Annotated in this window: 24 protein-coding genes; 13 read left to right on the top strand and 11 right to left on the bottom strand. The window is 59.7% G+C overall.

Translation table 11 applies throughout. From position 1 onward, the window contains the following. Positions 1-208: 208 nt before the first annotated feature. The 6 genes from AC1DNW_RS09230 to AC1DNW_RS09205 all read left to right on the top strand — a co-directional run bounded on the left by AC1DNW_RS09230 (position 209) and on the right by AC1DNW_RS09205 (position 6,689). Positions 209-1,789 carry a peptide ABC transporter substrate-binding protein gene (locus AC1DNW_RS09230; protein WP_113297504.1) on the top strand — a complete coding sequence of 527 codons (1,581 nt, stop codon included), beginning with the start codon at positions 209-211 and terminating at the stop codon, positions 1,787-1,789. Positions 1,790-1,837: 48 nt separating this feature from the next. Continuing rightward, the gene (locus tag AC1DNW_RS09225) at positions 1,838-2,761 is read left to right on the top strand and encodes an ABC transporter permease subunit (RefSeq protein WP_113308766.1); all 924 of its coding nucleotides are present in this window, start codon (positions 1,838-1,840) and stop codon (positions 2,759-2,761) included. Continuing rightward, positions 2,758-3,675, top strand: a complete 918-nt coding sequence (locus AC1DNW_RS09220) for an ABC transporter permease subunit (RefSeq protein WP_113297502.1) — start codon at positions 2,758-2,760, stop codon at positions 3,673-3,675. Before AC1DNW_RS09225 ends, AC1DNW_RS09220 begins: the two co-directional genes overlap by 4 nt. A gap of 1 nt (position 3,676) precedes the next feature. Next, positions 3,677-4,684, top strand: a complete 1,008-nt coding sequence (locus AC1DNW_RS09215; RefSeq protein ID WP_113297501.1) for an ABC transporter ATP-binding protein — start codon at positions 3,677-3,679, stop codon at positions 4,682-4,684. Next, entirely contained in the window at positions 4,677-5,663 is a 987-nt protein-coding gene (locus AC1DNW_RS09210; RefSeq protein WP_113308765.1) for an oligopeptide/dipeptide ABC transporter ATP-binding protein, read from the top strand. The genes AC1DNW_RS09215 and AC1DNW_RS09210 overlap by 8 nt, the downstream gene beginning before the upstream one ends. Before the next feature lie 114 nt (positions 5,664-5,777). Next, on the top strand, positions 5,778-6,689 hold the full coding sequence (locus AC1DNW_RS09205; RefSeq protein ID WP_113308764.1) for a sugar kinase: 912 nt from the start codon (positions 5,778-5,780) through the stop codon (positions 6,687-6,689). 90 nt (positions 6,690-6,779) lie between these two features. Here AC1DNW_RS09205 and AC1DNW_RS09200 read toward each other — a convergent pair whose 3' ends face one another. After that, positions 6,780-6,968, bottom strand: a complete 189-nt coding sequence (locus AC1DNW_RS09200) for a DUF2735 domain-containing protein (RefSeq protein ID WP_113297498.1) — start codon at positions 6,966-6,968, stop codon at positions 6,780-6,782. 423 nt (positions 6,969-7,391) lie between these two features. Between AC1DNW_RS09200 and AC1DNW_RS09195 the strand changes: the two genes are divergently transcribed. Both AC1DNW_RS09195 and AC1DNW_RS09190 read left to right on the top strand, forming a co-directional pair. Then, positions 7,392-8,432, top strand: coding sequence for a glutamine synthetase beta-grasp domain-containing protein (locus AC1DNW_RS09195; protein WP_113308763.1), 1,041 nt, complete (start codon positions 7,392-7,394; stop codon positions 8,430-8,432). Between the two features lie 244 nt (positions 8,433-8,676). Further along, positions 8,677-9,852, top strand: a complete 1,176-nt coding sequence (locus tag AC1DNW_RS09190; protein ID WP_113297496.1) for a glycosyltransferase family 4 protein — start codon at positions 8,677-8,679, stop codon at positions 9,850-9,852. 3 nt (positions 9,853-9,855) lie between these two features. On the opposite strand, the gene AC1DNW_RS09185 is transcribed toward AC1DNW_RS09190, so the two are convergent. Beyond that, on the bottom strand, positions 9,856-10,869 hold the full coding sequence (locus AC1DNW_RS09185; protein ID WP_113308762.1) for an alpha/beta hydrolase: 1,014 nt from the start codon (positions 10,867-10,869) through the stop codon (positions 9,856-9,858). 164 nt (positions 10,870-11,033) lie between these two features. On the opposite strand from AC1DNW_RS09185, the gene AC1DNW_RS09180 reads away from it, so the two are divergent. Beyond that, positions 11,034-11,471, top strand: coding sequence for a MarR family transcriptional regulator (locus AC1DNW_RS09180; RefSeq protein WP_113297494.1), 438 nt, complete (start codon positions 11,034-11,036; stop codon positions 11,469-11,471). 75 nt (positions 11,472-11,546) lie between these two features. Here the strand turns inward: AC1DNW_RS09180 and der are convergent, their stop codons facing one another. From der to AC1DNW_RS09165, 3 genes are all read right to left on the bottom strand, one after another. Beyond that, the gene (der, locus tag AC1DNW_RS09175) at positions 11,547-12,971 is read right to left on the bottom strand and encodes a ribosome biogenesis GTPase Der (protein WP_113308761.1); all 1,425 of its coding nucleotides are present in this window, start codon (positions 12,969-12,971) and stop codon (positions 11,547-11,549) included. A 16-nt stretch (positions 12,972-12,987) separates the two neighbouring features. Next, on the bottom strand, positions 12,988-13,671 hold the full coding sequence (locus tag AC1DNW_RS09170) for a tetratricopeptide repeat protein (RefSeq protein WP_113297492.1): 684 nt from the start codon (positions 13,669-13,671) through the stop codon (positions 12,988-12,990). Between the two features lie 101 nt (positions 13,672-13,772). Further along, on the bottom strand, positions 13,773-14,369 hold the full coding sequence (locus tag AC1DNW_RS09165) for an NnrU family protein (RefSeq protein ID WP_113308760.1): 597 nt from the start codon (positions 14,367-14,369) through the stop codon (positions 13,773-13,775). Between the two features lie 128 nt (positions 14,370-14,497). Here AC1DNW_RS09165 and AC1DNW_RS09160 point away from each other — a divergent pair, with 128 nt between their 5' ends. Both AC1DNW_RS09160 and AC1DNW_RS09155 read left to right on the top strand, forming a co-directional pair. Continuing rightward, positions 14,498-15,487 carry a polysaccharide deacetylase family protein gene (locus AC1DNW_RS09160; protein WP_113308851.1) on the top strand — a complete coding sequence of 330 codons (990 nt, stop codon included), beginning with the start codon at positions 14,498-14,500 and terminating at the stop codon, positions 15,485-15,487. Between the two features lie 120 nt (positions 15,488-15,607). Further along, complete coding sequence (locus AC1DNW_RS09155; RefSeq protein ID WP_162748479.1) at positions 15,608-16,138, top strand: PAS domain-containing protein; 531 nt, start codon at positions 15,608-15,610, stop codon at positions 16,136-16,138. A gap of 58 nt (positions 16,139-16,196) precedes the next feature. On the opposite strand, the gene sbmA is transcribed toward AC1DNW_RS09155, so the two are convergent. Together sbmA and AC1DNW_RS09145 are read right to left on the bottom strand one after the other, a co-directional pair. Then, complete coding sequence (sbmA, locus tag AC1DNW_RS09150; protein WP_113297488.1) at positions 16,197-17,462, bottom strand: peptide antibiotic transporter SbmA; 1,266 nt, start codon at positions 17,460-17,462, stop codon at positions 16,197-16,199. Positions 17,463-17,585: 123 nt separating this feature from the next. Continuing rightward, positions 17,586-18,767 carry a YbfB/YjiJ family MFS transporter gene (locus tag AC1DNW_RS09145; protein ID WP_113308850.1) on the bottom strand — a complete coding sequence of 394 codons (1,182 nt, stop codon included), beginning with the start codon at positions 18,765-18,767 and terminating at the stop codon, positions 17,586-17,588. Between the two features lie 160 nt (positions 18,768-18,927). Between AC1DNW_RS09145 and AC1DNW_RS09140 the strand changes: the two genes are divergently transcribed. Further along, positions 18,928-19,533: a PadR family transcriptional regulator gene (locus AC1DNW_RS09140; RefSeq protein WP_113297487.1), complete on the top strand. Its 606-nt coding sequence runs from the start codon at positions 18,928-18,930 to the stop codon at positions 19,531-19,533. 44 nt (positions 19,534-19,577) lie between these two features. Here AC1DNW_RS09140 and AC1DNW_RS09135 read toward each other — a convergent pair whose 3' ends face one another. Then, positions 19,578-20,168: a TetR/AcrR family transcriptional regulator gene (locus AC1DNW_RS09135; RefSeq protein ID WP_113308758.1), complete on the bottom strand. Its 591-nt coding sequence runs from the start codon at positions 20,166-20,168 to the stop codon at positions 19,578-19,580. A gap of 189 nt (positions 20,169-20,357) precedes the next feature. On the opposite strand from AC1DNW_RS09135, the gene AC1DNW_RS09130 reads away from it, so the two are divergent. Further along, positions 20,358-20,759: a RidA family protein gene (locus AC1DNW_RS09130; RefSeq protein ID WP_113308757.1), complete on the top strand. Its 402-nt coding sequence runs from the start codon at positions 20,358-20,360 to the stop codon at positions 20,757-20,759. Positions 20,760-20,807: 48 nt separating this feature from the next. On the opposite strand, the gene greA is transcribed toward AC1DNW_RS09130, so the two are convergent. The 3 genes from greA to AC1DNW_RS09115 are packed head-to-tail and all read right to left on the bottom strand — an operon-like array spanning position 20,808 to position 23,173. Next, the gene (greA, locus tag AC1DNW_RS09125; RefSeq protein WP_113308756.1) at positions 20,808-21,290 is read right to left on the bottom strand and encodes a transcription elongation factor GreA; all 483 of its coding nucleotides are present in this window, start codon (positions 21,288-21,290) and stop codon (positions 20,808-20,810) included. Positions 21,291-21,321: 31 nt separating this feature from the next. Next, positions 21,322-22,071 carry a type I methionyl aminopeptidase gene (gene map / locus AC1DNW_RS09120; RefSeq protein ID WP_113297483.1) on the bottom strand — a complete coding sequence of 250 codons (750 nt, stop codon included), beginning with the start codon at positions 22,069-22,071 and terminating at the stop codon, positions 21,322-21,324. A gap of 40 nt (positions 22,072-22,111) precedes the next feature. Beyond that, complete coding sequence (locus AC1DNW_RS09115; RefSeq protein WP_113308849.1) at positions 22,112-23,173, bottom strand: LLM class flavin-dependent oxidoreductase; 1,062 nt, start codon at positions 23,171-23,173, stop codon at positions 22,112-22,114. Positions 23,174-23,177: the final 4 nt, after the last annotated feature.

Here is a 23,177-nt window from a genome sequence, read left to right as displayed (position 1 = left end):
GATGACTTATTTGGCAACGAATACAGGCCGTCGCGATCCGGCAAAAGGGAGACGCTTATAGGCTTGTCCACACCCTAATGCTACCCACCGGTTTAGGGGTTGCAACGCCAAACCTTTGCGTTAAGGTGCCGTTGACCTGCACGTAACAGGTCTAACCGGGAACAAATGACTAAAGAAAAGGCGAAAAGCCTAGAAAGGTGGACCCATAATGTCCTTTTTTACGAAAAAATTTCTCGCGTCTGCAATGGTTGGCTCATTGCTCGCGTTTTCGGCCCACGCAGCCACGCTGAACATCCATAATGGTGGCGACCCCACTTCGCTGGATCCGCAAAAGCTCTCCGGCGACTGGGAAAACCGCATTGCCGGCGATATCTTCGAAGGCCTCGTCACCGAAGATGCCAAGGATAATCCGATCCCTGGCCAGGCCGAAAGCTGGACCATTTCCCCCGATGGCAAGGTCTACACCTTCAAGCTGCGTGATGGCATCAAGTGGTCCGACGGCCAGCCGGTAACGGCCGGCGACTTCGTCTTCGCCCTCCAGCGCCTCATCGACCCGAAGAATGCTGCCGACTATGCCTATCTGCAGTTCACCATCAAGAATGCTGAAAAGATCAACAAGGGCGAGATCACCGATCTGAACGAGCTCGGCGTCAAGGCGATCGACGACAAGACGCTTGAGATCACCCTTGAAAACCCGACCCCCTATTTCATCAACGCCCTGATGCACTACACGGCCTATCCGCTGCCGAAACATGTCGTCGAAGCCAAGGGTCAGGACTGGGTCAAGATCGGCAATATCGTCACCAACGGTCCGTACAAGCCGACCGAGTGGGTCCCCGGTTCGCACGTCACGACCGTCAGGAATGATCAGTATTACGGCGCCAAGGATATCAAGATCGACGGCGCAAAGTTCTTCGTGCTTGAAGACCAGGAAGCTGCGCTGAAGCGCTACCGCGCGGGCGAATTCGACATCCTCACCGACTTCCCGACTGACCAGTACGAATGGATGAAGAAGAACCTGCCGGGCCAGGCGCATGTTGCCCCCTTCTCCGGCCTCTACTACTACGTCATCAACTCGACAAAGCCCCCCTTCAGCGACAAGCGCGTGCGCCAGGCTCTGTCCATGGCGATCAACCGCGAAGTCATCGGCCCACAGATCCTCGGCACCGGCGAACTGCCGGCCTATTCCTGGGTCCCGCCGGGCACGGCAAACTACGGCGAACCTGCCTACGTCTCCTGGAAGGATCTCCCTTACAAGGACAAGGTCGAAGAAGCCAAGAAGCTGCTGAAGGAAGCCGGTTTCGGTCCGGATCATCCGCTGACCACCGAGCTCAAGTACAACACCAACGACAACCATAAGCGCATCGCCGTCGCGATCGCCTCCATGTGGAAGCCGCTTGGCGTGAACGTCGAACTCGTCAACGCTGAAACGAAGGTCCACTACGACCAGTTGCAGCGCGGTGAAGTGCAGATCGGCCGTGCCGGCTGGCTTGCCGACTACAATGACCCGGACAACTTCCTCAACCTTCTCGTGACGGGCGTCCAGATGAACTACGGTCGCTGGTCGAATGCCGATTACGACAAGTTGATCAAGGAGGGCAACGCTCAGACCGATCTGACGAAGCGCGCCGAGATCTTCAAGAAGGCCGAACAGCTCGCGCTGGACGATACCGCCGCGCTGCCGATCTATTACTACGTCTCCAAGAACGTCGTCTCGCCTAAGATCGAAGGCTTCGTCGACAACGTTCAGGACATCCACCGCACGCGCTGGCTGTCCATCAAAGAATAAGGATGAAAGGCTCTTTCCGGCAGGCCCGGAAAGAGCCGTTCCACGCCCATGATCAAATATGCACTCCGTCGATTGCTGTCGACGATCCCCGTCCTGTGGATCGCCGTCACAGCCTGCTTTTTCGTTTTGCGCCTTGCTCCCGGCGGCCCCTTCGATGGCGAAAGGCCATTGCCGCCGGTGATCCTGAAAAACCTTGCGATCCACTACAATCTGGATAAGCCGCTTGTTCAGCAGTACCTGATCTACGTTGGCGACCTGCTGAAAGGCGACCTCGGCCCCTCCTTCGCGAGCGAGGACTTTACCGTCGCCCAGCAGATCATGATCGGCCTGCCCTACACTTTCACCATCGGCACGGCTGCGTTCCTGATTGCCATCATTGTTGGCATTGCTGTCGGCTGTCTTGGGGCGCTCTATCAGAACAAGGCACCGGACTATATTCTGAGTGCCCTCATTCTGGTGGGCGTCGTCCTGCCGAACTTCCTGATCGCGCCCATCATGCAACTCGTCTTCGGCATCCATCTCGCGTGGTTTCCGGTCGGCGGCTGGGGTGACGGCTCGATCAAATACCTCGTCCTGCCCATCGTCGTTCTGGCCCTGCCGCATGCGGGCCGCATCTCGCGTATCACCCGCGGCTCGATGATCGAGGTCATGAACCAGAACTTCATCCGTACCGCCAAGGCCAAGGGCATTGGCCCGCGCCTGACGGTCATGCGCCACGCGCTGAAGCCCGCCCTGATGCCTGTCGTTTCCTATCTGGGACCGGCGGCAAGTTACCTTCTCACCGGCTCGCTGGTTGTCGAAAGCATCTTCGGATTGCCCGGCATCGGCCGCTATTTCGTCAACGCAGCGCTGAACCGCGATTACGGCATGGTTCTCGGTACGGTCATCTTCTACATGGTGCTGATCGTGTTCCTGAACCTTCTGGTCGACATCGCCTATGCCTGGCTGGACCCGAAAGTGAGAAACAGATGATCCTCAATCCCGCGAAAAGAGAGCTGCTCGCAGCCGAACTGCTGGAGGCCGAAGGTCTGTCTCCGGAAGGCCGCTCTCTAACTAAGGATGCGCTGCGCCGCCTCTCTCGCAACAAGGCGGCAGTCATCTCCATCGGCGTTCTGGTGGTGCTGATCCTTGCCGCCTTCCTTGGCCCGAACTTCATTCCCTTCAGCTATGAAGACCCTGATTGGGCCGCCTTCCGCGCCCCACCCTCCTTCGAAAACGGCCACTATTTCGGCACCGACCCGAACGGCCGCGACCTGCTTGCGCGTGTGCTCTACGGCACGCGCATTTCGCTTGCCGTGGCGCTGACGGCAACCCTCGTCTCCGTGGTCATCGGCGTGCTCTACGGTGCGGTATCCGGTTATATCGGCGGCAGGCTGGATGCCATCATGATGCGCTTCGTCGATATCATGTACGCACTTCCCTACATCCTCTTCGTCATCCTGCTGATGGTGATCTTCGGCCGCAACGTCTACCTGCTCTTTGCAGCGATCGGCGCACTCGAATGGCTGACCATGGCCCGCATCGTGCGCGGTCAGACCCTGTCGCTCAAGCACCGCGAATTCGTGGAAGCTGCCCGCGCCTCGGGTCAGAAGCCTTTCAAGATCATCACCAAGCACATCATCCCTAACCTCGTCGGCCCCGTCGTCATCTTCGCGGCGTTGACCGTGCCTGAGATCATCGCGACCGAGAGTTTCCTCTCCTATCTCGGCTTTGGCGTTCAGGAACCGCTGACCTCGCTCGGCACCCTGATTGCCGAAGGCACCGATGCCATGGAAAGCATGCCCTGGCTGCTGGTTTTCCCGGCAAGCTTCCTCGTGGCCCTGCTGCTCAGCCTGCTGTTTATCGGCGACGGGCTGCGCGATGCATTCGACCCGAAGGATCGATAAGATGTCTCAGGAAAAACAGAACGATACCCTTCTCGAACTGAAGGACTACTCGATCACCTTCGAGACGCCCGAAGGGCAGGTGAAGGCGGTCTCGAACATGAACCTGACGGTTCGCCGCGGCGAGCGCATCGCCATCGTCGGCGAATCCGGTTCCGGCAAGAGCCAGACCTTCCTCGGCATCATGGGCCTGCTTGCCAAGAACGGCAAAACGACCGGCCAGGCCTTGCTGGAAGGCAAGAACGTGCTGGCGCTGAAGCCGCGCGAACTCGACCGTGTTCGCGGCAAGGACATGGCCATGGTCTTCCAGGATCCGATGACTGCGCTTAATCCGTCGCTCCGGATTTCCCGGCAACTGACGGAACAGCTTGAGATCCATCGCGGCTTTACCGCCAGGGCGGCATCCGCAGAGGCACTCGACATGCTGAAGCGCGTCGGCATTCCTGATCCCACGCGCCGTTTCGGCCTGTATCCGCATGAACTTTCGGGCGGCATGCGGCAGCGCATCGTCATTGCCATGGCGCTGCTCACCAAACCGAAACTGCTGATCGCCGACGAGCCGACAACAGCGCTCGACGTCACCATCCAGGCGCAGATCCTCGATCTCTTCAACGATCTGACGGCGGAGATGAACACCGCACTCCTGATGATCACCCACGACCTCGGCGTCGTCGCCGGTCTCGCAGACAGGGTGGCCGTCATGTATGCCGGCCGTATCGTCGAGGAAGCTCCTGTTGACGAGCTCTTCGAGAACCCGGCCCACCCCTATACAGCAGCCTTGCACGCTTCGATCCCGCGCCCTGACCAGGATGTCGACGACCTCGTCGTCATTCCCGGCCGTCCGCCGAACCTGCAGCATCTGCCGAAGGGCTGCAATTTCTCGCCGCGCTGTTCGCAGGTTCAGGACGATTGCATCGACCGCCCGCCGCAGCTTCAGCAGCAAGGGGCAAACCATTGCGCCGCCTGCTTCCATCCCTTCCCCCGCCGCGAGGAGTTGCTGATCCATGGCTGAGCGCTCGCTTCTGAGGGTCGAGAACCTGACGACCCAGTTCGAGATCCCCTCGAAATCCTTCTTCAAACCGCCGCTGATGCTGACCGCCGTCAACAATGTCAGCTTCGATCTCGCCGAAGGCCGCACGCTCGGCATTGTCGGCGAATCCGGCTGCGGCAAATCCACGCTCGGCCGCTCGATCCTGCGTCTTCTGAAGGCACAGAAAGGCCGGATCCTCTGGCAGGGCCGCAACCTTCTCGATCTCTCGGATGAGGAAATGCGCGCCGCACGCCGCGACATGCAGATCATCTTCCAGGATCCGATCGCGTCACTCGACCCGCGTATGACAGTCGGCGATATCATTGCCGAACCGCTCACCGTCTTCGAGCCGAAGCTGAACAGGGCTCAGAGGCTTGAGCGCGTGCGCGAGATCATGACGGCCGTCGGCCTCGTGCCCGAGATGATCAATCGCTACCCGCACGAATTCTCGGGCGGTCAGGCTCAGCGTATCGGCATTGCCCGCGCTGTCGTCACCCGGCCGAAACTCATCATCTGCGACGAGCCGGTCTCGGCTCTCGACGTATCGATCCAGGGCCAGGTCATCACGCTGCTCCGCAAGCTGCGCAAGGAGTTCGGGCTGACGCTGATCTTCATCAGCCACGACCTCTCGGTCGTGCGCCTGATTTCGGACGACGTGCTGGTTCTTTATCTCGGCAAGGTGGTCGAAGCCGGCGATTGCGCCACGGTCTTCGAACATCCGGCACATCCCTACACGCAGGCACTCTTCTCGGCGGCTCCGATCCCCGATCCGAAGCTTGCGCGTCAGCGTAGCCGTATCCGCCTGCAGGGAGATCCACCCTCGCCACTCAATCCGCCAAAAGGCTGCGTCTTCTCGCCGCGCTGCTGGAAGGCGACGAATATCTGTCGCACGGAAATGCCGCCGACGGAACTCGTCCGCCCCGGCCAGACGGCCGCCTGCTACCATATGGATGAGTCCTGATCTGATATTCTCCATCGCCCCGGCACCGGGGCGATGGACTTTCAACTCTCCTTGACTTGTCTCCTCCGGCCTCTTCGCGTATCCGCAAGAGCAGAAAAAATCCGGGAGGAAAGCTTGAGCGGACGGTTTCTGTCGATCGGCGAATGCATGGTGGAGCTCTCGCAGGCGGGTGAAGGCCTGCTGCGCAAAGGCTTTGCCGGCGATACTTTCAACACCGCATGGTATGCCCGTGCCTGCCTGCCGCCCGCCTGGTCGGTCGATTATTTCACCGCGCTCGGCGATGATCCGATGTCGGACGAAATGGTCGCCTTCATGGACAAGGCCAGCATAGGCACGGACCTCATCTGCCGCATCAAGGGCAAGACGCCCGGTCTCTACATGATCAATCTGAGGAACGGCGAACGCTCCTTCAGCTACTGGCGCGACAACTCGGCTGCGCGCAGCTTGGCCGCCGATCCGGACCAGCTGCGTGAGGCGGTGGAAAGCGCCGAGGTGGTCTACTTCTCCGGCATCACGCTCGCTATCCTGTCCCATGACGACGCCGAGACGCTGCTTGCGGAAATCCGCCGTGCCAAGGCAGTCGGCAAGTTCGTTGTCTTCGACCCGAACATCCGCCCTCGCCTCTGGTCGAGCTACGACGTAATGCACGCGACGATCAGTGAAGGCGGGCGTGCCTCTTCGCTCGTTATGCCGAGCTTCGACGACGAGGCTGCCCATTTCGGCGATGCCTCCATCGAAGCCACCATTGAACGCTATCGCGGACTCGGCGCCTCGCATGTCGTCGTCAAGAATGGTGCGGAAGGCGCAACGCTGAGCTTCGCCAACGAGCAAACCTATGTGCCTGCGGAAAAGGTGGACACGGTCGTCGACACGACCAGCGCCGGCGACAGCTTCAACGGCGCTTTTCTTGCGCACTATCTGGAAAACCGGGATGCCCCGGCAGCCGCCCGCTTTGGAGCGAAGATCGCCGCCCGCGTTGTGAGCGAGCATGGCGCACTGGTGCCGAAGGAAAAGCTCGGCCTCTGATCATCCGATTGAAGCCTGCGCATGTTGCTTCTCAAGCAGCCACGCGCAGGCTCGCCCCCGCCTCAGCGGTCATTCATGTCGATTGTCAGATCAAGAATTGGGCTTCTTGTCGTCGGTCCGAACGGCCTCATCGTGATACCAGCAGCTGTCGAGCGCATCGCACACATCGGCAGCCTCACGCTCCATCATCCGAAAACGCTCGAAGCGGTTCGGCGCTTGAACGGCCCTGATGGGAAACTGATAGATCGTCGCGGATTCGCGATGGAAACCGATTGCCATGAGATAGCCTTTCTTCAGCTCGGCCTATCAACATTTACGGTCGCTACAGTAACACAATGCACATAGTTTATGCAAATTGCACAAAATATCGGCAGCATTGCCGTCGCGGACCGTTTATGCAGCATTTTCCGATAAAGCCGGCTCTGAATTGTCTAAAACTTCATCCATTTCTCCGAACGCCCGACTTCGGCTCTGGTTCCAAGCCGAAAATGGCGGCCTGAAAGGCCAATAGAGATGAACCGGCTTTGACCTCCCTCGTACGGCGTCGCACCGAAAACCGGCTCGGCCTCGTGATTCGTAAATTTTTTATGTCGGCTCACCGAACTGGCACGCTACGTGCATTTGCATAGGCAATCCCTGACGGGACGACGCACTCTTGCGTCTACCGCCGCAGGGTTCAGTTCGCAGCAGAGAGAGTCGCAGATGACAAAGTATAAGCTCGAGTATATTTGGCTCGACGGTTACACCCCGGTACCGAACCTGCGTGGCAAGACACAGGTCAAGGAATTCGATAATTTCCCGACACTCGAACAGCTCCCGCTTTGGGGCTTCGATGGTTCGTCGACGATGCAGGCCGAAGGCCGCAGCTCGGATTGCGTGCTGAAGCCGGTTGCCATCTATCCCGATCCGGCCCGCACCAACGGCGTGCTCGTCATGTGCGAAGTCATGATGCCGGACGGCGTCACGCCGCATGCAAGCAACGCTCGTGCAACGATCCTTGATGACGAAGATGCCTGGTTCGGCTTCGAACAGGAATATTTCTTCTACGAAAACGGCCGTCCGCTCGGCTTCCCGGAGAGCGGCTACCCGGCTCCGCAGGGTCCGTACTATACCGGCGTCGGCTATTCGAACGTCGGCTCGGTTGCCCGCGAAATCGTCGAAGAGCATCTCGACCTCTGCCTCGCTGCCGGCATCAACCACGAAGGCATCAATGCCGAAGTGGCCAAGGGCCAGTGGGAATTCCAGATTTTCGGCAAGGGCTCCAAGAAGGCCGCCGACCAGATCTGGATGGCGCGCTACCTCCTGCAGCGCCTGACCGAGAAGTATGGCATTGATATCGAGTATCACTGCAAGCCGCTCGGCGACACCGACTGGAACGGCTCGGGCATGCATTGCAACTTCTCCACCAAGTATATGCGCGAAATCGGCGGCAAGGCCTATTTCGAGGCACTGATGGCCCAGTTCGAAAAGAACCTGATGGACCACATCAATGTCTACGGCCCGGACAACGACAAGCGCCTGACCGGCAAGCACGAAACGGCTCCGTGGAACAAGTTCTCCTACGGCGTTGCCGACCGTGGCGCCTCGATCCGCGTTCCGCACTCCTTCGTCAAGAACGATTACCGTGGCTACCTGGAAGACCGCCGCCCGAACTCCCAGGGCTGCCCTTACCAGATCGCGTCGCAGGTTCTGAAGACGATATCGGAAGTTCCGATTTCCGGCTCCGCTTCGGCAGCAGCCTAAGTTTTATTGCGGCGCCGGCCTCCCCGCCGGCGCCGTTCTTTTTTAAGGCGCCTCGCTTTCCGCCTTTCACTTGCCGACATAATTGCCGGTCACCACGGCTGTAAGCTCCTGTAAATACTCATACAGGGCTGTAATATTTCCATCATGCACTTCCGCCAGAATAGAGCCGCGGGAATCGCCATTCCGGAAACCCGCCAGGGGTTGCGCGTTGCCAGAACTATGCGGCGCTGATGGAAATGGGGATATGCTGCAACGTCCGTCTAATTCGTATAGCGGCGAAAGCTGGGCTAGTGCGGCTGGAGCCGTGCCCGAACGGCTGGTGATCGTTACCGATGCCTGGCACCCACAGGTCAATGGCGTCGTCCGCTCCATCGAGAACACCAATCGCGAACTGGCCAGGATGGGCGTCGAAGTCTCGATGGTGACGCCCGAGCGTTTCGCAAGTATCCCCTGCCCCACCTATCCCGAGATCCGCCTGTCGGTCGCCTGGTACAGTCGCGTTGCCCGCGAGATCGGAAAGCATAAACCTTCCTACGTCCATATCGCCACGGAAGGCCCGCTGGGGCTGACGGCGCGCCGCTGGTGCCTGCGGAAGCGCATGCCGTTCTCCACCAGCTATCACACCCGTTTTCCTGAATATGTCTCGGCCCGGCTGCCGATCCCCGAAAGCTGGCTCTATGCTTTCGTGCGCTGGTTCCACAATGGTGGCGCCGGCTGCATGGTCGCGACCCCGAGCCTTGCCCGCGAGCTCTCTGCAAAAGGCATCAAAAACCTCATGCCATGGAGCCGCGGTATCGATGCCACCCAATTCCACCCGATGCCGCTGGAGGAAAAGCCCTTCGGTCTTGCCCGCCCGATCTTCATGACGGTGGGCCGCGTGGCGCTGGAAAAGAACCTGCCGGCGTTCCTCGATCTCGACCTGCCCGGTTCGAAGGTGGTCATCGGCGACGGCCCGGCGCGCGCAGAGCTGGAAGAGCGTTATCCGGATGTGCATTTTACCGGTGTGAAATTCGGTGAGGATCTGGCAAAGGCCTATGCGCAGGCCGACGTTTTCGTCTTCCCGTCGCTGACGGATACGTTCGGCAACACCATTCTGGAAGCACTGGCATCAGGCGTCCCGGTCGCCGCCTATCCCGTCACCGGGCCGCTGGATATTATCGGCGAGGAAAGCCTCGTCGGCGCGCTGGACGACAATCTGCAGGCTGCCTGCCTTGCCGCCCTGTCCGCTTCGCGGGAGAAAGCGCGCGAGCTTGCCATGCAATATTCCTGGGAAGCGGCGACACTGCAGTTCATCAACAATATCCGCGCCGCCAACGGCATCATCACGCCGAAATGGAAGAAGGCATGGCAATATGCCACCAAATCCCTTCCAAGAAGAAAGCCCGGCGAACCTGCCGGGCCTCTTCCATCCGCGGATTGACCCTTACTTGTGAAGGACAGCGCGCAGCGTGTCGTTGGCGACAGAGATGGCGCCGCGGACGGCCGGCGTCTCGGCAATCGCATTCAAGAGCACGAAGTCGTGGATCGTGCCGTTGTAGCGGATCGAGGTAACCCTCACGCCTGCCTGGGTGAGCTTGCGGCCATAGGCTTCGCCTTCATCGCGCAGCACGTCATTTTCGTCGGTGATGATAAGTGCCGGCGGCAGGCCGTTCAGCTGGTCGAGCGAAGCCTGCAGCGGTGAAGCGGTAGGATCCTTGCGCTTGGCTTCGTCAGGCAGGTAGGCGTTCCAGAACCACTTCATGGCTTCCTTGGTCAGCCACGGGCCATTGGCGAACTGGTTGTAGGAACCGGTGTCGAAATTGGCGTCGGTAACAGGGTAGAACAGCACCTGCTGGTCGATAGCAGGACCACCGCGCTCCTTGGCAAGCAACGTCACGACGGCTGCCATATTGCCGCCGACGCTATCGCCGGCAACGGCAAGCCGGCTCGCATCCACGTGGAATTCCTTGGCATGATCGGCGACGTACTTCGTCGCGGCATAGGCCTGTTCGATAGCGATCGGGTAACGGGCTTCCGGCGAACGATCGTAATCGACGAAGACGACGGCAGCCTTGGCACCGTTGGCGATTTCGCGCACCAGCCGGTCATGCGTATCGGCATCGCCGAGCACCCAGCCGCCGCCGTGGAAATACAGGATGACAGGCAGCGTGCCCTTTGCGCCTTCCGGACGAACGATGCGCAGCTTGACGCTGCCGGTCGGGCCGACCTTGATAACCTTGTCTTCTTCCTGGGCTGCCAGCTTCTTCACGTCGCCCTTCTGGGCGCCGGCGAGAATGTTGCGGGCATCAGTCGGCGAGAAAGTGTAGATCGGCTTGGAGCCGGCCAGGCTGTCGATGAATTTCTGCGTTGTCGGTTCCAGTACCGGATCGGCAAACGCCCCAATGGCGGAAGCTGCCAGGATTGCTGCTGCGGAAACTGCGGTCTTGATCGTCGACATTGTCGTGCCCTCTTGGGTTTGTTGCGTTCGTTCTGAACACGACTTTTATATCGCGCACGACTTATTATCGTGCAATATAAATTATTGCATAGCTATCATGCATTAAAAGCGGCTACGATTATTTATCGCACGATATAATATCACCAGATTCTGGAGATTGAGCCATGTCGGACCAGCTGAAACTCGATACGTTCATCTGCTTTGCCGTCTATACGGCAAGCCACGCCTTCAACCGCGTCTACAAGCCGCTTCTCGACGAACTCGGCCTCACCTACCCGCAATATCTGGCCATGGTCTGCCTCTGGGAAGAAGACAGCCAGACCGTCGGCGGCCTCGGCGAAAAGCTCTTCCTGGAATCAAGCACGCTGACCCCTCTCCTGAAGCGCCTGGAAACGGCAGGCTACATCCGCCGCGAACGCAGCAAACAGGACGAACGCGTCGTCGTGCTGCGCCTGACGGAAGAAGGTAGACAACTGAAGGAAAAGGCTGAGACCGTACCGGGCTGCATCATCGACGCAAGCGGCCGCGATGCGGATCAGCTTGGGCGGTTGCAGGCGGAGATTATCGCTCTGCGGGAAGCACTGAATAAGAGCGCGGCTTGAGGCCTATCGGCCTACCCGGCAAGGCCTACGCCGAGCGCTAACTGTTCCACTATATCAGCAAGCGTCAGAAGCGGACTAAGTCCGCCTCTTCTTGCCCTCAAACGGATTGTCCGACGACCGATAGTGGATCCGGATCGGCACGCTCGGCATATCGAAATCCGCCCGCAACCCGTTGATCAGGTAGCGCGTATAGGATTCCGGCAGTGCGTCCGAGCGGGTGCAGGACACCATGAAGGCCGGCGGGCGGGCCTTTACCTGCGTCATGTACTTGAGCTTGATGCGGCGGCCGGAAACGGCCGGTGGCGGATGCTGGACCTGCTGCTGCTCCAGCCAGCGATTGAGCTTGGCGGTCGAGATACGCTTGTTCCAGACGCGGTCCGTATCGATGATCGACTGCATGAGCTTGTCGAGGCCCCAGCCGGTCTGGCCGGAGATCGGCACGGCGCGGATGCCGCGCGCCTGCGGCAGCAGCCGGTCGGTCTTTTCGCGCAGGTCGGCAAGCACGGCCTGACGATCCTCGATCATGTCCCATTTGTTGAAGGCGAGCACGGCGGCGCGGCCTTCGCGCAGCACGAGGTCGACGATGTGCAGATCCTGCTTCTCGAAGGGGATCGTCGCATCGAAGACGATGACGACCAGTTCGGCAAAGCGGATGGCGCGCAGTGCATCAGCGACCGAAAGCTTTTCCAGCTTCTCGATCACCCTGGCCTTGCGGCGCATGCCGGCCGTATCGAACATCTTGATGGTGCGTCCGCGCCAGTCCCATTCCACAGAGATGGAATCGCGCGTGATGCCGGCTTCCGGCCCCGTCAGCAGCCGGTCTTCGCCGAGGAAGCGATTGATGAGCGTCGACTTGCCGGCATTCGGACGACCGACGATTGCCACGCGAAGCGGCTTGGTCTCGTCATAGGCGGGCTCTTCGTCTTCCTCGCTCTCTTCACCGGTCGGCTGTGGCACGTCGACATCGGTGACGGCGACATCTTCCTTCGAAGGATAAACGACATCCTCGCCGAGTGCAGCAACGATCGCGTCGCGCAGATCGAGCATGCCCTGCCCATGTTCGGCGGAAATGGGCACAGGCTCGCCAAGGCCTAGCGAATAGGCATCATAGAAACCGCTGTCGGAACCGCGCGCCTCAGACTTATTGGCAACGAGCACAACCGGCTTGCCACGACGGCGCAGCATCTCGCCGAGCGCCGTATCGACTGGCGTCAACCCGGTTTTGGCATCGACGACGAAGAGCGAGAGATCGGCCTCGTCGATTGCCGTTTCCGTCTGCTGGCGCATGCGGCCCTGCAGGCTCTCGTCCGTCATCTCTTCGAGGCCTGCCGTATCGACAATCGTAAAACGCAGGTCGATAAGCCGCGCGTCACCCGGACGGCGGTCACGGGTCACGCCGGGCGTGTCATCGACAAGCGCAAGCTTCTTCCCGACCAAACGGTTGAAAAGCGTCGACTTGCCGACATTCGGGCGTCCGACGATGGCGACCGTAAAACTCATTATTTTCCCTTAAGCCTCAGCCCTGCGCGGCGGGCGCCTTGCCGGATGCGGTGATGAGATCGAGCATCATATGGGCACGATTGGAAACATTGCGCGGACTGTCCACATCGTCGACGATCGACTGGAACCACTGGCGCGCCTGCGCCATGTTGCCAGCCTTGTAAGAAGCAAGACCAAGTGCTTCGCGCGCCGAATGACGGAAGGCATTGCCCGGTACGGCCATTTCTTCGACTGCGGCAGAAACCTGTTCATAGGTGCCGTTCTCGATCAGCAGCCAGCCGGCGCGCATCTTGGCAGCATCCTGCACGGCAGCCGGAACGGACTTATCCTTGGCGATCGCCTGGAATGATGCGATCGCGCCGGCATTGTCGCCTTTCTGCGACAGGACGGTCGCTGCACGCATGCGCGCCAGAACCGGATAAGCGCCGTGGCCTTCCTTTTCCAGCTTGTCGAGTGCGGCGAGCGCTTCATCCGTCTTGTTCTCGTCGGCAAGCTTCATCGCCGCCAGGAACTGGTCGCCGGCGCCGGAGGACGCGTTATTGTCCCAATATTCGTAGGCGACCTTGCCGATGGTTCCGAGCACGATGAGAATGGCAATGGCAATGATATAGCGGCCAAACCGGCGCACTGCGCCCTTCATCTGGTCGGAACGCAGTTCCTCGTTGACTTCACGAATGAAGCTGTCGTCGTTGAATGCCATTCTCGTCTCCGGCCGCGGATACCCATACACAGTGCAAAACGCACATTGTCGGGCCTTCTACTCCATTTTGCGGCCGTTGTAAGGGGGATATCGCAGAATCGTCACGAAGCAAGCATCGGCAGAGGTGCAACGCCGATCAGCCATTCATGAACGCGCCAGATCATCAGCGCCCAGACGACCGCGCCGATGATGACGGCGTAGAGGTCGTATTTGGCCGATACGAAGGTCGGCAACGTGATCTCGCCCCGCCTCTGGCGCCGCTTCAACGAAATGCGCAGCACCACACCCCAGGCGAGAAAAGCGGCAAACAGCAGCACGGAATAAGCTTCGCCGTTCGACAGAAGATGGGCAAGCGCCCAGATCTTCACCGACAGCACGATCGGGTGCTTGGTCTTCGTCCTGATGTGGCCGGCCGGCAGGAAACCGGAGACCAGACAGATCATCGCAATCAGCATCAGCGTGACGGTCAGATGCGCCATGCCAACTGGCGGGTTGTAAAGCAAACCGATCGGCTCGCTGCGCGCTGCGCCGAAGGCATAGATCACGAAGATCAGCGTCAGGATGCTCGCAATCGCATGGACGGCGACCCAGGCGGGCTTGCCGATCCCGTCTATCATCGCCTGCCGGAAGCCCGGAGCAACGACGCGGATCAGGTGGAGGCCGAGGAAGAGAATGAGGCTGAGGGCGAGCAGAACCATGGTGATCCGGTTTTCCTGTTTGACGGTCAGCCATGAATTACCGGCAGAAGAGGGAAATTGCCAGCAAGACCGTAGCTTCGCCGCAATTCTGTAACAGGAAAACCGCAATGCAAATTGTCGCGGTGCCCATGTTTCGTTCGATTGTTCCGGCCTCCCTCGCCCTGTCTCTGATTTTTCCCGCCGTTGCTGAGGCCGCCGACAAGCCGAAACAGCTTGTCATCGTCTCTTTCGACGGTGCTCACGATAATGCGCTCTGGCAGAAGAGTCGCGAAATGGCAGCCCGGAATGGCGCGCACTTCACCTATTTCCTCTCCTGCACCTTCCTGATGAATGAGGCAGCGAAGAAAGCCTACCAAGCCCCTCATCAGAAACGTGCAAAATCCAATGTCGGCTTCGCGCAGAGCGACGACGAGATCCGCGAACGCCTCGGCAATATCTGGCACGCTCATCTCGAAGGGCACGATATTTCCAGTCATGCCTGCGGCCATTTCGACGGGAGACAATGGAGCGAGGCGGACTGGTCGGCCGAATATGCGACTTTCAAGTCCACACTGAAGAATGCCTGGAAAAGCGTCGGCCTGGACGAACCGGCCGGCTGGCGGGATCTCGTCGACCATGGCATCAAGGGTTTCCGTGCTCCCTACCTGTCGACCGGCGGTGGAGCCGAGATGATTGCGGCCGAGAAGAAGGCCGGCTTCGCCTATGATGCAAGCCTCGTCACCAAGGGACCGGCCATGCCGGTCGAAGAAGACGGCATCATCCGCTTCGGCCTGCCGCTCATTCCGGAAGGCCCGGCTGAAAAGCCAATCATCGGCATGGATTACAATCTCTTCGTCCGTCACTCCAAGGGCGAAGAGGATTCCGCCGACAGCGCCGCCTTCGAGGCGCGCGCCTATACAGCCTTTAAAGAGGCTTTCGACAAGCAATATGCCGGCAGTCGCATTCCCCTGCAACTCGGCTTCCATTTCGTGGAAATGAACGGCGGCGCATATTGGCGCGCGCTCGACAGACTGGTGAGCGACGTCTGCCATAGGGCCGATGTCGCCTGCGTCAGCTACTCCGAAGCGATCCCTCTCATAGAAAAGCGCGGGGCGCTGCAGCAGACATCCGGGTTGTAAAGCACTCCTATGTGTTAAAAACACTGGATATTCAACTACGGCCTGCACCTATTGATTGCATCCACCTTACGCTTTGATAAGCATTGCATCATGAATGCGCGCAAACGTGGGTGGTGCGTCGTGACAGCTGTTGTGGACCTGGAGTGTCTGACTGACAAAGACGAATTCCGCAATTGTGAAACCGGCTTTTTCATATGGGATATCGTTGCCAATCTTCTTTACGGCGACGGAGCGGTTGCCGAAATGTTTGGGCTCGACTCCGCGGAAACGGCACGCGGCCTGCCGCTCGAAGTCTATGTCTCCCGCATTCATCCGGAGGATCAGCCGGCCGCCGCCAGGATCATCCATGATACGATCCTTACGCAAGAGCCGGAGCACCAGAGCTACCGCACCCGCCGCGCCGACGGTGCCTTCCATCAGGTGATGGCGTTCGGACGATGCTTCCGCGACAGGACCGGCATACCATCCCTCTACGGCGGCATCGTCTTTCCCCTCCCCGAGGAAGCGCCGGTGGCGACACCGCTGCTCGACCATTGCCTCGCCGCCTACGACATCGCAGTCAGGGAGGGCAACACGGCCGCTGCCGACCATATCCTGGAGGCATTGATGGATCTGGACTGGAAAAATCCGGGCTCCAACCGTCCGAACTGACGATCCGCCAGACTCTCAAACAGGAAGGGCCACCGCTTCGGTGGCCCTTCCTGTTTTGTCAGCCGTCGACGTGAACAGCGCCGGCTTCGCGCTCCAGATAGCGCTGATCGATATCAGGCAGCGGCTCATCATCGATAGCAGCCTCGAAGGCCTTGAGACGCTTGTGGATGGAGAGCAGTTCGATGATCGTCGACCAGGAATTGACGAGATACTGGAAGGAATTGCTGACCTGCCCGAAAGCGGTCGCGATCTGTTGGAAGATACCGTAGGTGATGGCGCCGGCGACGAGGGTCGGAGCCATGAAGAAATAGACGAAAAGATTGTCCGCCTGCAGGTAAAACGAGCGGGCAACATTGAAGTACATGTAGTGGAAGTACAGCGTGAAATAGTTTCTCCGTACCCTTGAGAACAGTTCCTGGACCGTCGGCGGTTGCGCCCGGTCGGCATGGTCCTCGCCGTAGACCAGTTCCTTGCGGTAGGCCGCTTCCACGCGCTGGTTCTTGAAATTCAGCCCAGGCAGTTTGATACCCGCGAAAGCGAGCAGGACGGTGCCGAAAGCCGACCAGAAGATAGCCAGCCAGAAGAGGGAATTCGGCACTTCGCCGAGTATCGGCAGGCTCGTCACGTAATGTGACAGTGCCAGCATGATCGGCAGGAAGACGACCAGCGTCATCACCGAATTGATCAGGTTGATGCCGAGACCTTCCAGGGTGCTGGAAAAGCGCATCGTGTCTTCCTGTACACGCTGGGATGCGCCTTCGATGTGACGCAGCTTTTCCCAATTCGCCATGTAGAAATTGTTCATCGCCGTCCGCCAGCGGAAGATATAATGGCTCGTGAAGAAATCGGTCATGATCGATACGAACATGGCGAGGAAGGCGATCTGCGCGAAAACCAGAAACAGGTCGTAAAAGTTCTCGACTGTAATACCCGGCTTCTTCGCCAGCGCGTTCTGCAGCAGGTCGCCAAATGGCCGCCGCCAATTGTTGATCACGACCGAGATCTGCACACTAAAATAGGTCACGAAGATGATTAGCGCCGACCCCCAAATCGACCATATCTTCCAGGGGTGGCTCATCGCCTTGATGTGCCAAGCGCCGCAAAAGATCAAAGCGCTCGCCAGGAAGTAGCCGTAAAACCAAAGGTTCTCCGGCAACAGGAAAAACGAGAGATCGATCGGCTGTTGCTCTTCAGGAACCGGCGCAAATCCAAGCGAAGCACCGAGATCGGCGGCGAAGAAATACCAGCCTAAAATCGCAGCCAGCGTCCAGATTGTGAGCGAAGTAAAGAACGCCTTTGGCTGGGGAAAGAAGGAATGAAACACGGGGAGCTTTGCTTTCCTGAACTGGAGTCACGGAAGAGTGGCGAACCACTGATTGCCCGGAAATTAAGGCAGTTCGAAGAAAGCGGCAATGGGTTCAACCCATTGTTACGCACTTGTAACCACTTATGGGATTTTCTTCATCACCGGCATGACCAGCAGTGCGCAGAAAACCAGCACGATCGCTGCAATAACGGTCGGCAGCACGAAATTTCCCGTTGTCTGCGCAATCCAGCCGGCAACGACAGGACCGATGATCTGGCCGACGCCGAAGGCCGCCGTCATCAGCGCCAGGATGCGGCGCGGGCTTTCGGGTGACAGTCTGCGGCCGATCTGCAATCCATAGGCAGTGATGGCAAGAAACGTTGCGCCGAACAGCGCGCCGCCGATCAGCGGCGCCACCGAATGCGGCAGTTCCACGGTTGCGAGCACGCCGATCGCCTCGATGATGAGCGCCGCGACATAGACGCCGCCAAGCCCAAGCAAGCGTACGAAGGGCCTCCAGATGAACAGCGCGACCGTGGCCGTCAGCCCCGCAATGAACCAGCAGAGGAACTCGACGATCGGCCCGGACGCGCTCGCGCGTGCGATGGCGACAAGGAAGGTGGCGGTAATGACATAGCCGAAGCCGAACAAGCCGTAGGACAGCGTCAGCAGCACCATCGGCCGGCTCCAGATCAGTGCTGGCTCCTTCGCCTGCCCCGTATGCACCGGCGACTTCGGCAGCAGTGCCCAGACGATAACAAGGCTGACCAGGCAAAAGAGCGCTCCACCGATCCAGTCTGCGCGCCAGCCGCCGGCTGCATCGTTGAAGACATAGCCGAGCGCAAGCACCATGACGGAGGAAATCGCGATCCCCGCCCCTGGCCCACCGAAATGTATTGCCTGAACGTGATCATTATTCGCAGCCGCCCCATGGCTCAGCACGATTGCCGAACTGAAGACCAGCGTGAAGGCGCTCGCCATGCCCGCCAGGAAGCGGATGACGGCAAAGAGCAAGACGGAATCCGTCGCCGCCATGGCGGCCAGCAGGATTGCAGTCGCAAGCAGCGACAGAAGCGCTACCAGCCGCTCGCGCCCCGCAGCCCACCCATAGGCGGCGAGAACCGCGCCGACGAGATACCCAACGAAATTGGCGGAAGCGATGAAACCCGCGTCTGCGGCCGAAAGCGGCACGCCGACCATCATGCCCGGCAGGATCGGCGTGAAGGAAAATCGCCCGAAGCCCATGGCCGCCGCCATGGCAATGGCGCCTGCAAGCGCGGCGGTGAGGAGATTGACCGGGCGGTCGTTATTCGGAGCCAACATGGCGCGTTTATCGCGCTGCAGCATGACCGCCACAAGTGAGTAATTCTGATGGATGCTTCAATTTCGCGAACAGGATTTCCGCACTCTCTCTTGAAAGACATATCTTACGATATATATTTACGACATAGTGAACGATACATCTGATACGAAGGAGTATGTCATGAGAGGCTTTCGAGGCGGTTTCGTCGGTGAAGCGATGCGCATGGGAATGGGCCGCAGGTTTTCCGCGGGCGAATTGCAGGTGATCCTTCTGGCGCTGCTGGAAGAGCGTCCGCGTCACGGCTACGAGTTGATCAAGACACTGGAGGAGCGCTCCGGCGGCTTTTACGTGCCGAGCCCGGGCGTCATCTATCCGGCCCTCACCTATCTGGAAGAGACCGGACTGGCGGAAGTGGAAAACGAAGGAACGAAGAAGCTCTACAAGATCACCGAGGCCGGCCGTCAGAAGGTGGAGGAAAACCGCGCCATGATCGACCAGGCGCTCGCCAAGTTGGAGCGCATTGCCGAGGGCATGGCCTTCGTCAATCGCATGTTCGACCCCGATCAGCATCAGGGTGGAGGCGGCGGCCGACACCGTCGTGACGAGGAGGATGACGATTTCGGCCGCGACGACGGCAACATCCGCGCTGCCCGCCAGCTGCTGCGTTCTGCACTGCGGATGCGTCATCCCTGGTCGGCAAGCGAAGCTATCAGGATTTCCGGGATTTTGGAGCGTGCGGCCATGGAAATCCTGCAAGGCGGCAAGACCGACCCGCAACGGGATTGAAGCCACATCGACGATTGGCGGCGTGAACCGCCGCCTCGTCAATGTCAGGTCTTGAGCAGACCACTCGCGAGACCGCGGAAAACCTCGACGACCTTCGCAAGAAGGCTGTGCGGATCCTCCGCGGCGGCGATCCAGAGCGCGGCACTGAGCGACGCTCCATTGAGCAGGCGGGCAGCAGCTTCAGCATCGACAGGCTTGACCGTGCCTTCGTCGATCAGCGCCTGGATGGTCTGGGTTGTCGTGCGAAGGCAGGCATTCTGACTGGGCCACTGCGAGGGATCGCCGAGCACCGCCGGCCCGTCGAGCAGCATGATGCGCTGGATTTCCGGCTCCAGAGCCATTTCGATATAGGCGGTATATTCCGCCAGAAGGCCAAGCCAGATCGTTTCGGCCCGGTCGCGCTCGATGCGCAACCGCTCCCCCATTTCGCCGTCGATCTGGTCGATCACGGCCTGCAGCAAACCCTTCTTGTCACCAAAATTATGGTAGAGCGCCCCGCGTGTCAGCCCGACATCGGCGGTGAGATCATCCATCGAAGCTCCCGCATAGCCTTTGACGGCGAAAGCCTTCCGGGCAGCCTGTATAAGCTTCGCCCTCGTCTCCTCCATCATCTGCGCCCGGGTCTTTGCGGCCATCACCATCTCCCAAAATACACATACGTTGCGTATGTGTATTGACATACGCAACGTATGTCTGATTATATCCGCATACGGAGCGTATATCAATCGCTCCGGATAGCGGGCAGCCCATTCCCATAAATGCTCACCTCTTTCGACGAACGAGAGTTCGGAGGCGGTGCCGTTTGTCTAGACAGGAGTAAAACAATGACCAAAAAACGTGATGCAATCTTCCCCGCAGGCCGGCAGGCTCTTTACGAGATCAACCGCTACTCTGCGGCGATCCGTTCAGGCGATCTGCTCTTCGTCTCCGGCCAGGTCGGCAGTCGTGAAGACGGTTCTCCCGAGCCCGACTTCGAAAAGCAGGTACAGCTTGCCTTCGACAATCTGAAAGCAGTGCTGAAAGCTGCGGGCGCCACGTTCGACGATGTCGTCGATGTCACCTCCTTCCACACCGATCCCGAAGCGCAGTGGCCGACGATCTCTGGTATCAGAATGAAGGAAATCGGCGAGGCGCCCTACCCGAACTGGACGGCCGTCGGCGTGAACTGGCTGGCCGGCTTCGATTTCGAGATCAAGGTCATCGCCCGCTTGCCGCAAGTCGCCTGATCTCAAGGCGGTTAACACGAGCGCCGTACGTCGAGCACGCACGGCGCTTTAGGAAATCTCGATAATCTCAAGTTCCTGATCGCCGACAGCGACGACATCGCCGACGGCCTTGCCCATGAGAATGCGGGCCACGGGAGCGACGTAGGAAATCGATCCCGCCTTCGGGTCGGCCTCGTCCTCTCCGACGATGCGGTATGTCTGGACCCGGCCATCATCGCGGCTGAAGGTGACCGTGCTTCCGAAGGCAACGGTATCAGTGGAGATCGGGTTGGAGACGAGTTGGGCCGTGCGAATTCTTTCGGCAAGGTAACGCAGATCGCGCAACGGGCCAGACGTCTGGCGTCGGCGCTCATTGACGTCCTCGATAGTGCTCGCAGCCTCATAGGCCTGGCGCGCTTCGTGCACCTGCAGTTCCAGCGCCTTCAGTCCGGTTTCTGTGACGAGATTGGGATGAGGCGAAATCGCGCGATCGGGCAGCAGCGTTTCCGATGCGGTTTCGGCACTCTCTTCCTTGGTAAAGGCAACAGCCATCTCGACCTCCAAAAGCGAGGGGTGATCCCCCTTAAGCCGCCAATGTCAGAATAATCGGCCCGTTGCGTGTTGCAACGACGGTATGTTCATACTGCACCGTCGGGGCCTTGGGATCGGCATAGAGCGTCCAGGCGTCATCCCCGCCTTCCGCCCATGTTGCGCCGAGCGACAGGAAAGGCTCGACGGTAAAGACGAGACCTTCCGTCATCATGCGCCGTTCCGACGGATCGGGCCAGGTGGAAAGCTCGGCCGGCTCCTCATGCAGCGAACGGCCGACGCCGTGGCTGGCAAGATTGGCGACAAGTGTATAGCGGTTCTTCTGCGCGAAGGCGCCGACGGCATTGCCGATCTTCGCCAGCGGCTCGCCGGCCTTGATCTGGTTGAGGCCAATCCAGAGCGCCCGCTTTCCGTCGCGGCAAAGCTTCTCGATCTTCGATTTAGACGGTGGCACCGCGAAAGAAGCGCCGGTATCGGCAAAGAACCCGTCCTTTTCCGCCGACACGTCGATATTGACTAGATCGCCCGGGCGAATGATCCGCGGGCCGGGAATGCCGTGAGCGATTTCCTCATTGACGCTGATGCAGGTCGCGCCCGGAAACTGATAGCAGAATTCAGGCGCCGAGCGCGCACCGGCATCTTCCAGCACCTTGCGGCCGATCTGGTCGAGCTCCAGCGTCGTCATGCCCGGCTCCATCGCCGCCGCCATCACCTGTATGGCATTGGCACAGATACGGCCGATATCCTTGAGCTTGGTAAGTTCTTCGTCGTTCTCGATAACCATAGACCGTTCCGGATTTTACCCGAGAGCGACAGGCTCTGCGTCAAGCGGTGGCTTTCGCGCCTTCGGCAGCCTCAGTCAATGCCTTTCTGACGATCGGCGCCACTTTTGTACCGTAGAGCTCGATGCCGCGCATGATCTGGTCGTGCGGCATCAGGCCGATCGCCATCTGCAGCAGGAAGCGGTCGTTGCGGAAAACCTTGTGGGCGGCAATGATCTTCTCGGCCACCACTTCCGGATCGCCGAGGAAGAGATTGCCGGTCGGGCCGCGCGACATGTCGAAATGCGCCCGGCTCGTCGGGCCCCAGCCGCGCTCGCGGCCGATGCGGTTCATCACTTCGGCCTGCGGGCCGTAGAACTGGTCGGCAGCGGCCTCTGTCGTATCGGCTATGAAACCGTGCACGTTGATGCTGGTCTTCAGCTTCGCCGCATCCTGCCCTGCCCGGCGAGCAGCCTCCCGATAGAGATCCAGCAGCGGCGCAAAGCGCGGATATTCGCCGCCGATGATGGCGATCGCCACAGGCAAGCCGAGCGCACCCGCGCGGGCAACGGATTGCGGCGTACCGCCTACCGCGATCCACAGTGGCAACGGATCCTGCAGCGGCCGCGGATAGACGCCGCGTCCCTGGATCGGCGCGCGGAGCTCGCCCTTCCAGTCGACTATCTCGCCATCGCGCAGCGCGAGGAGAAGATCGAGCTTCTCCTCGAAAAGCTGGTCGTAATCTTCGAGATTGTAGCCGAAGAGCGGGAAGGATTCGATAAAGGAGCCGCGTCCCGCCATGATTTCCGCACGGCCGTTGGAGATCAGATCGAGCGTCGCAAACTGCTGGAACACCCGCACAGGATCGTCGGAGGAGAGAACCGTGACGGCGCTGGTGAGCCGAATATTCTTCGTCTTCGCCGCAGCAGCAGCCAGCGCAACCACAGGTGCCGAGGCCACATAATCTGGCCGATGATGTTCGCCGAGCCCGAAGACATCGAGCCCGACCTGATCGGCAAGCTCGATCTCCTCGATCAGATGCTTGATCCGCTCGGCCCCTTCCACTCCCTTGCTGCGGGACGGATTGGGGTTGACGTCTGCGAATGTATAAAGACCCAGTTCCATGGTC

The organism is Rhizobium sp. 05L429 (genome assembly GCF_056397645.1).
This window is presented reverse-complemented; position numbering and strand designations above follow the sequence as displayed.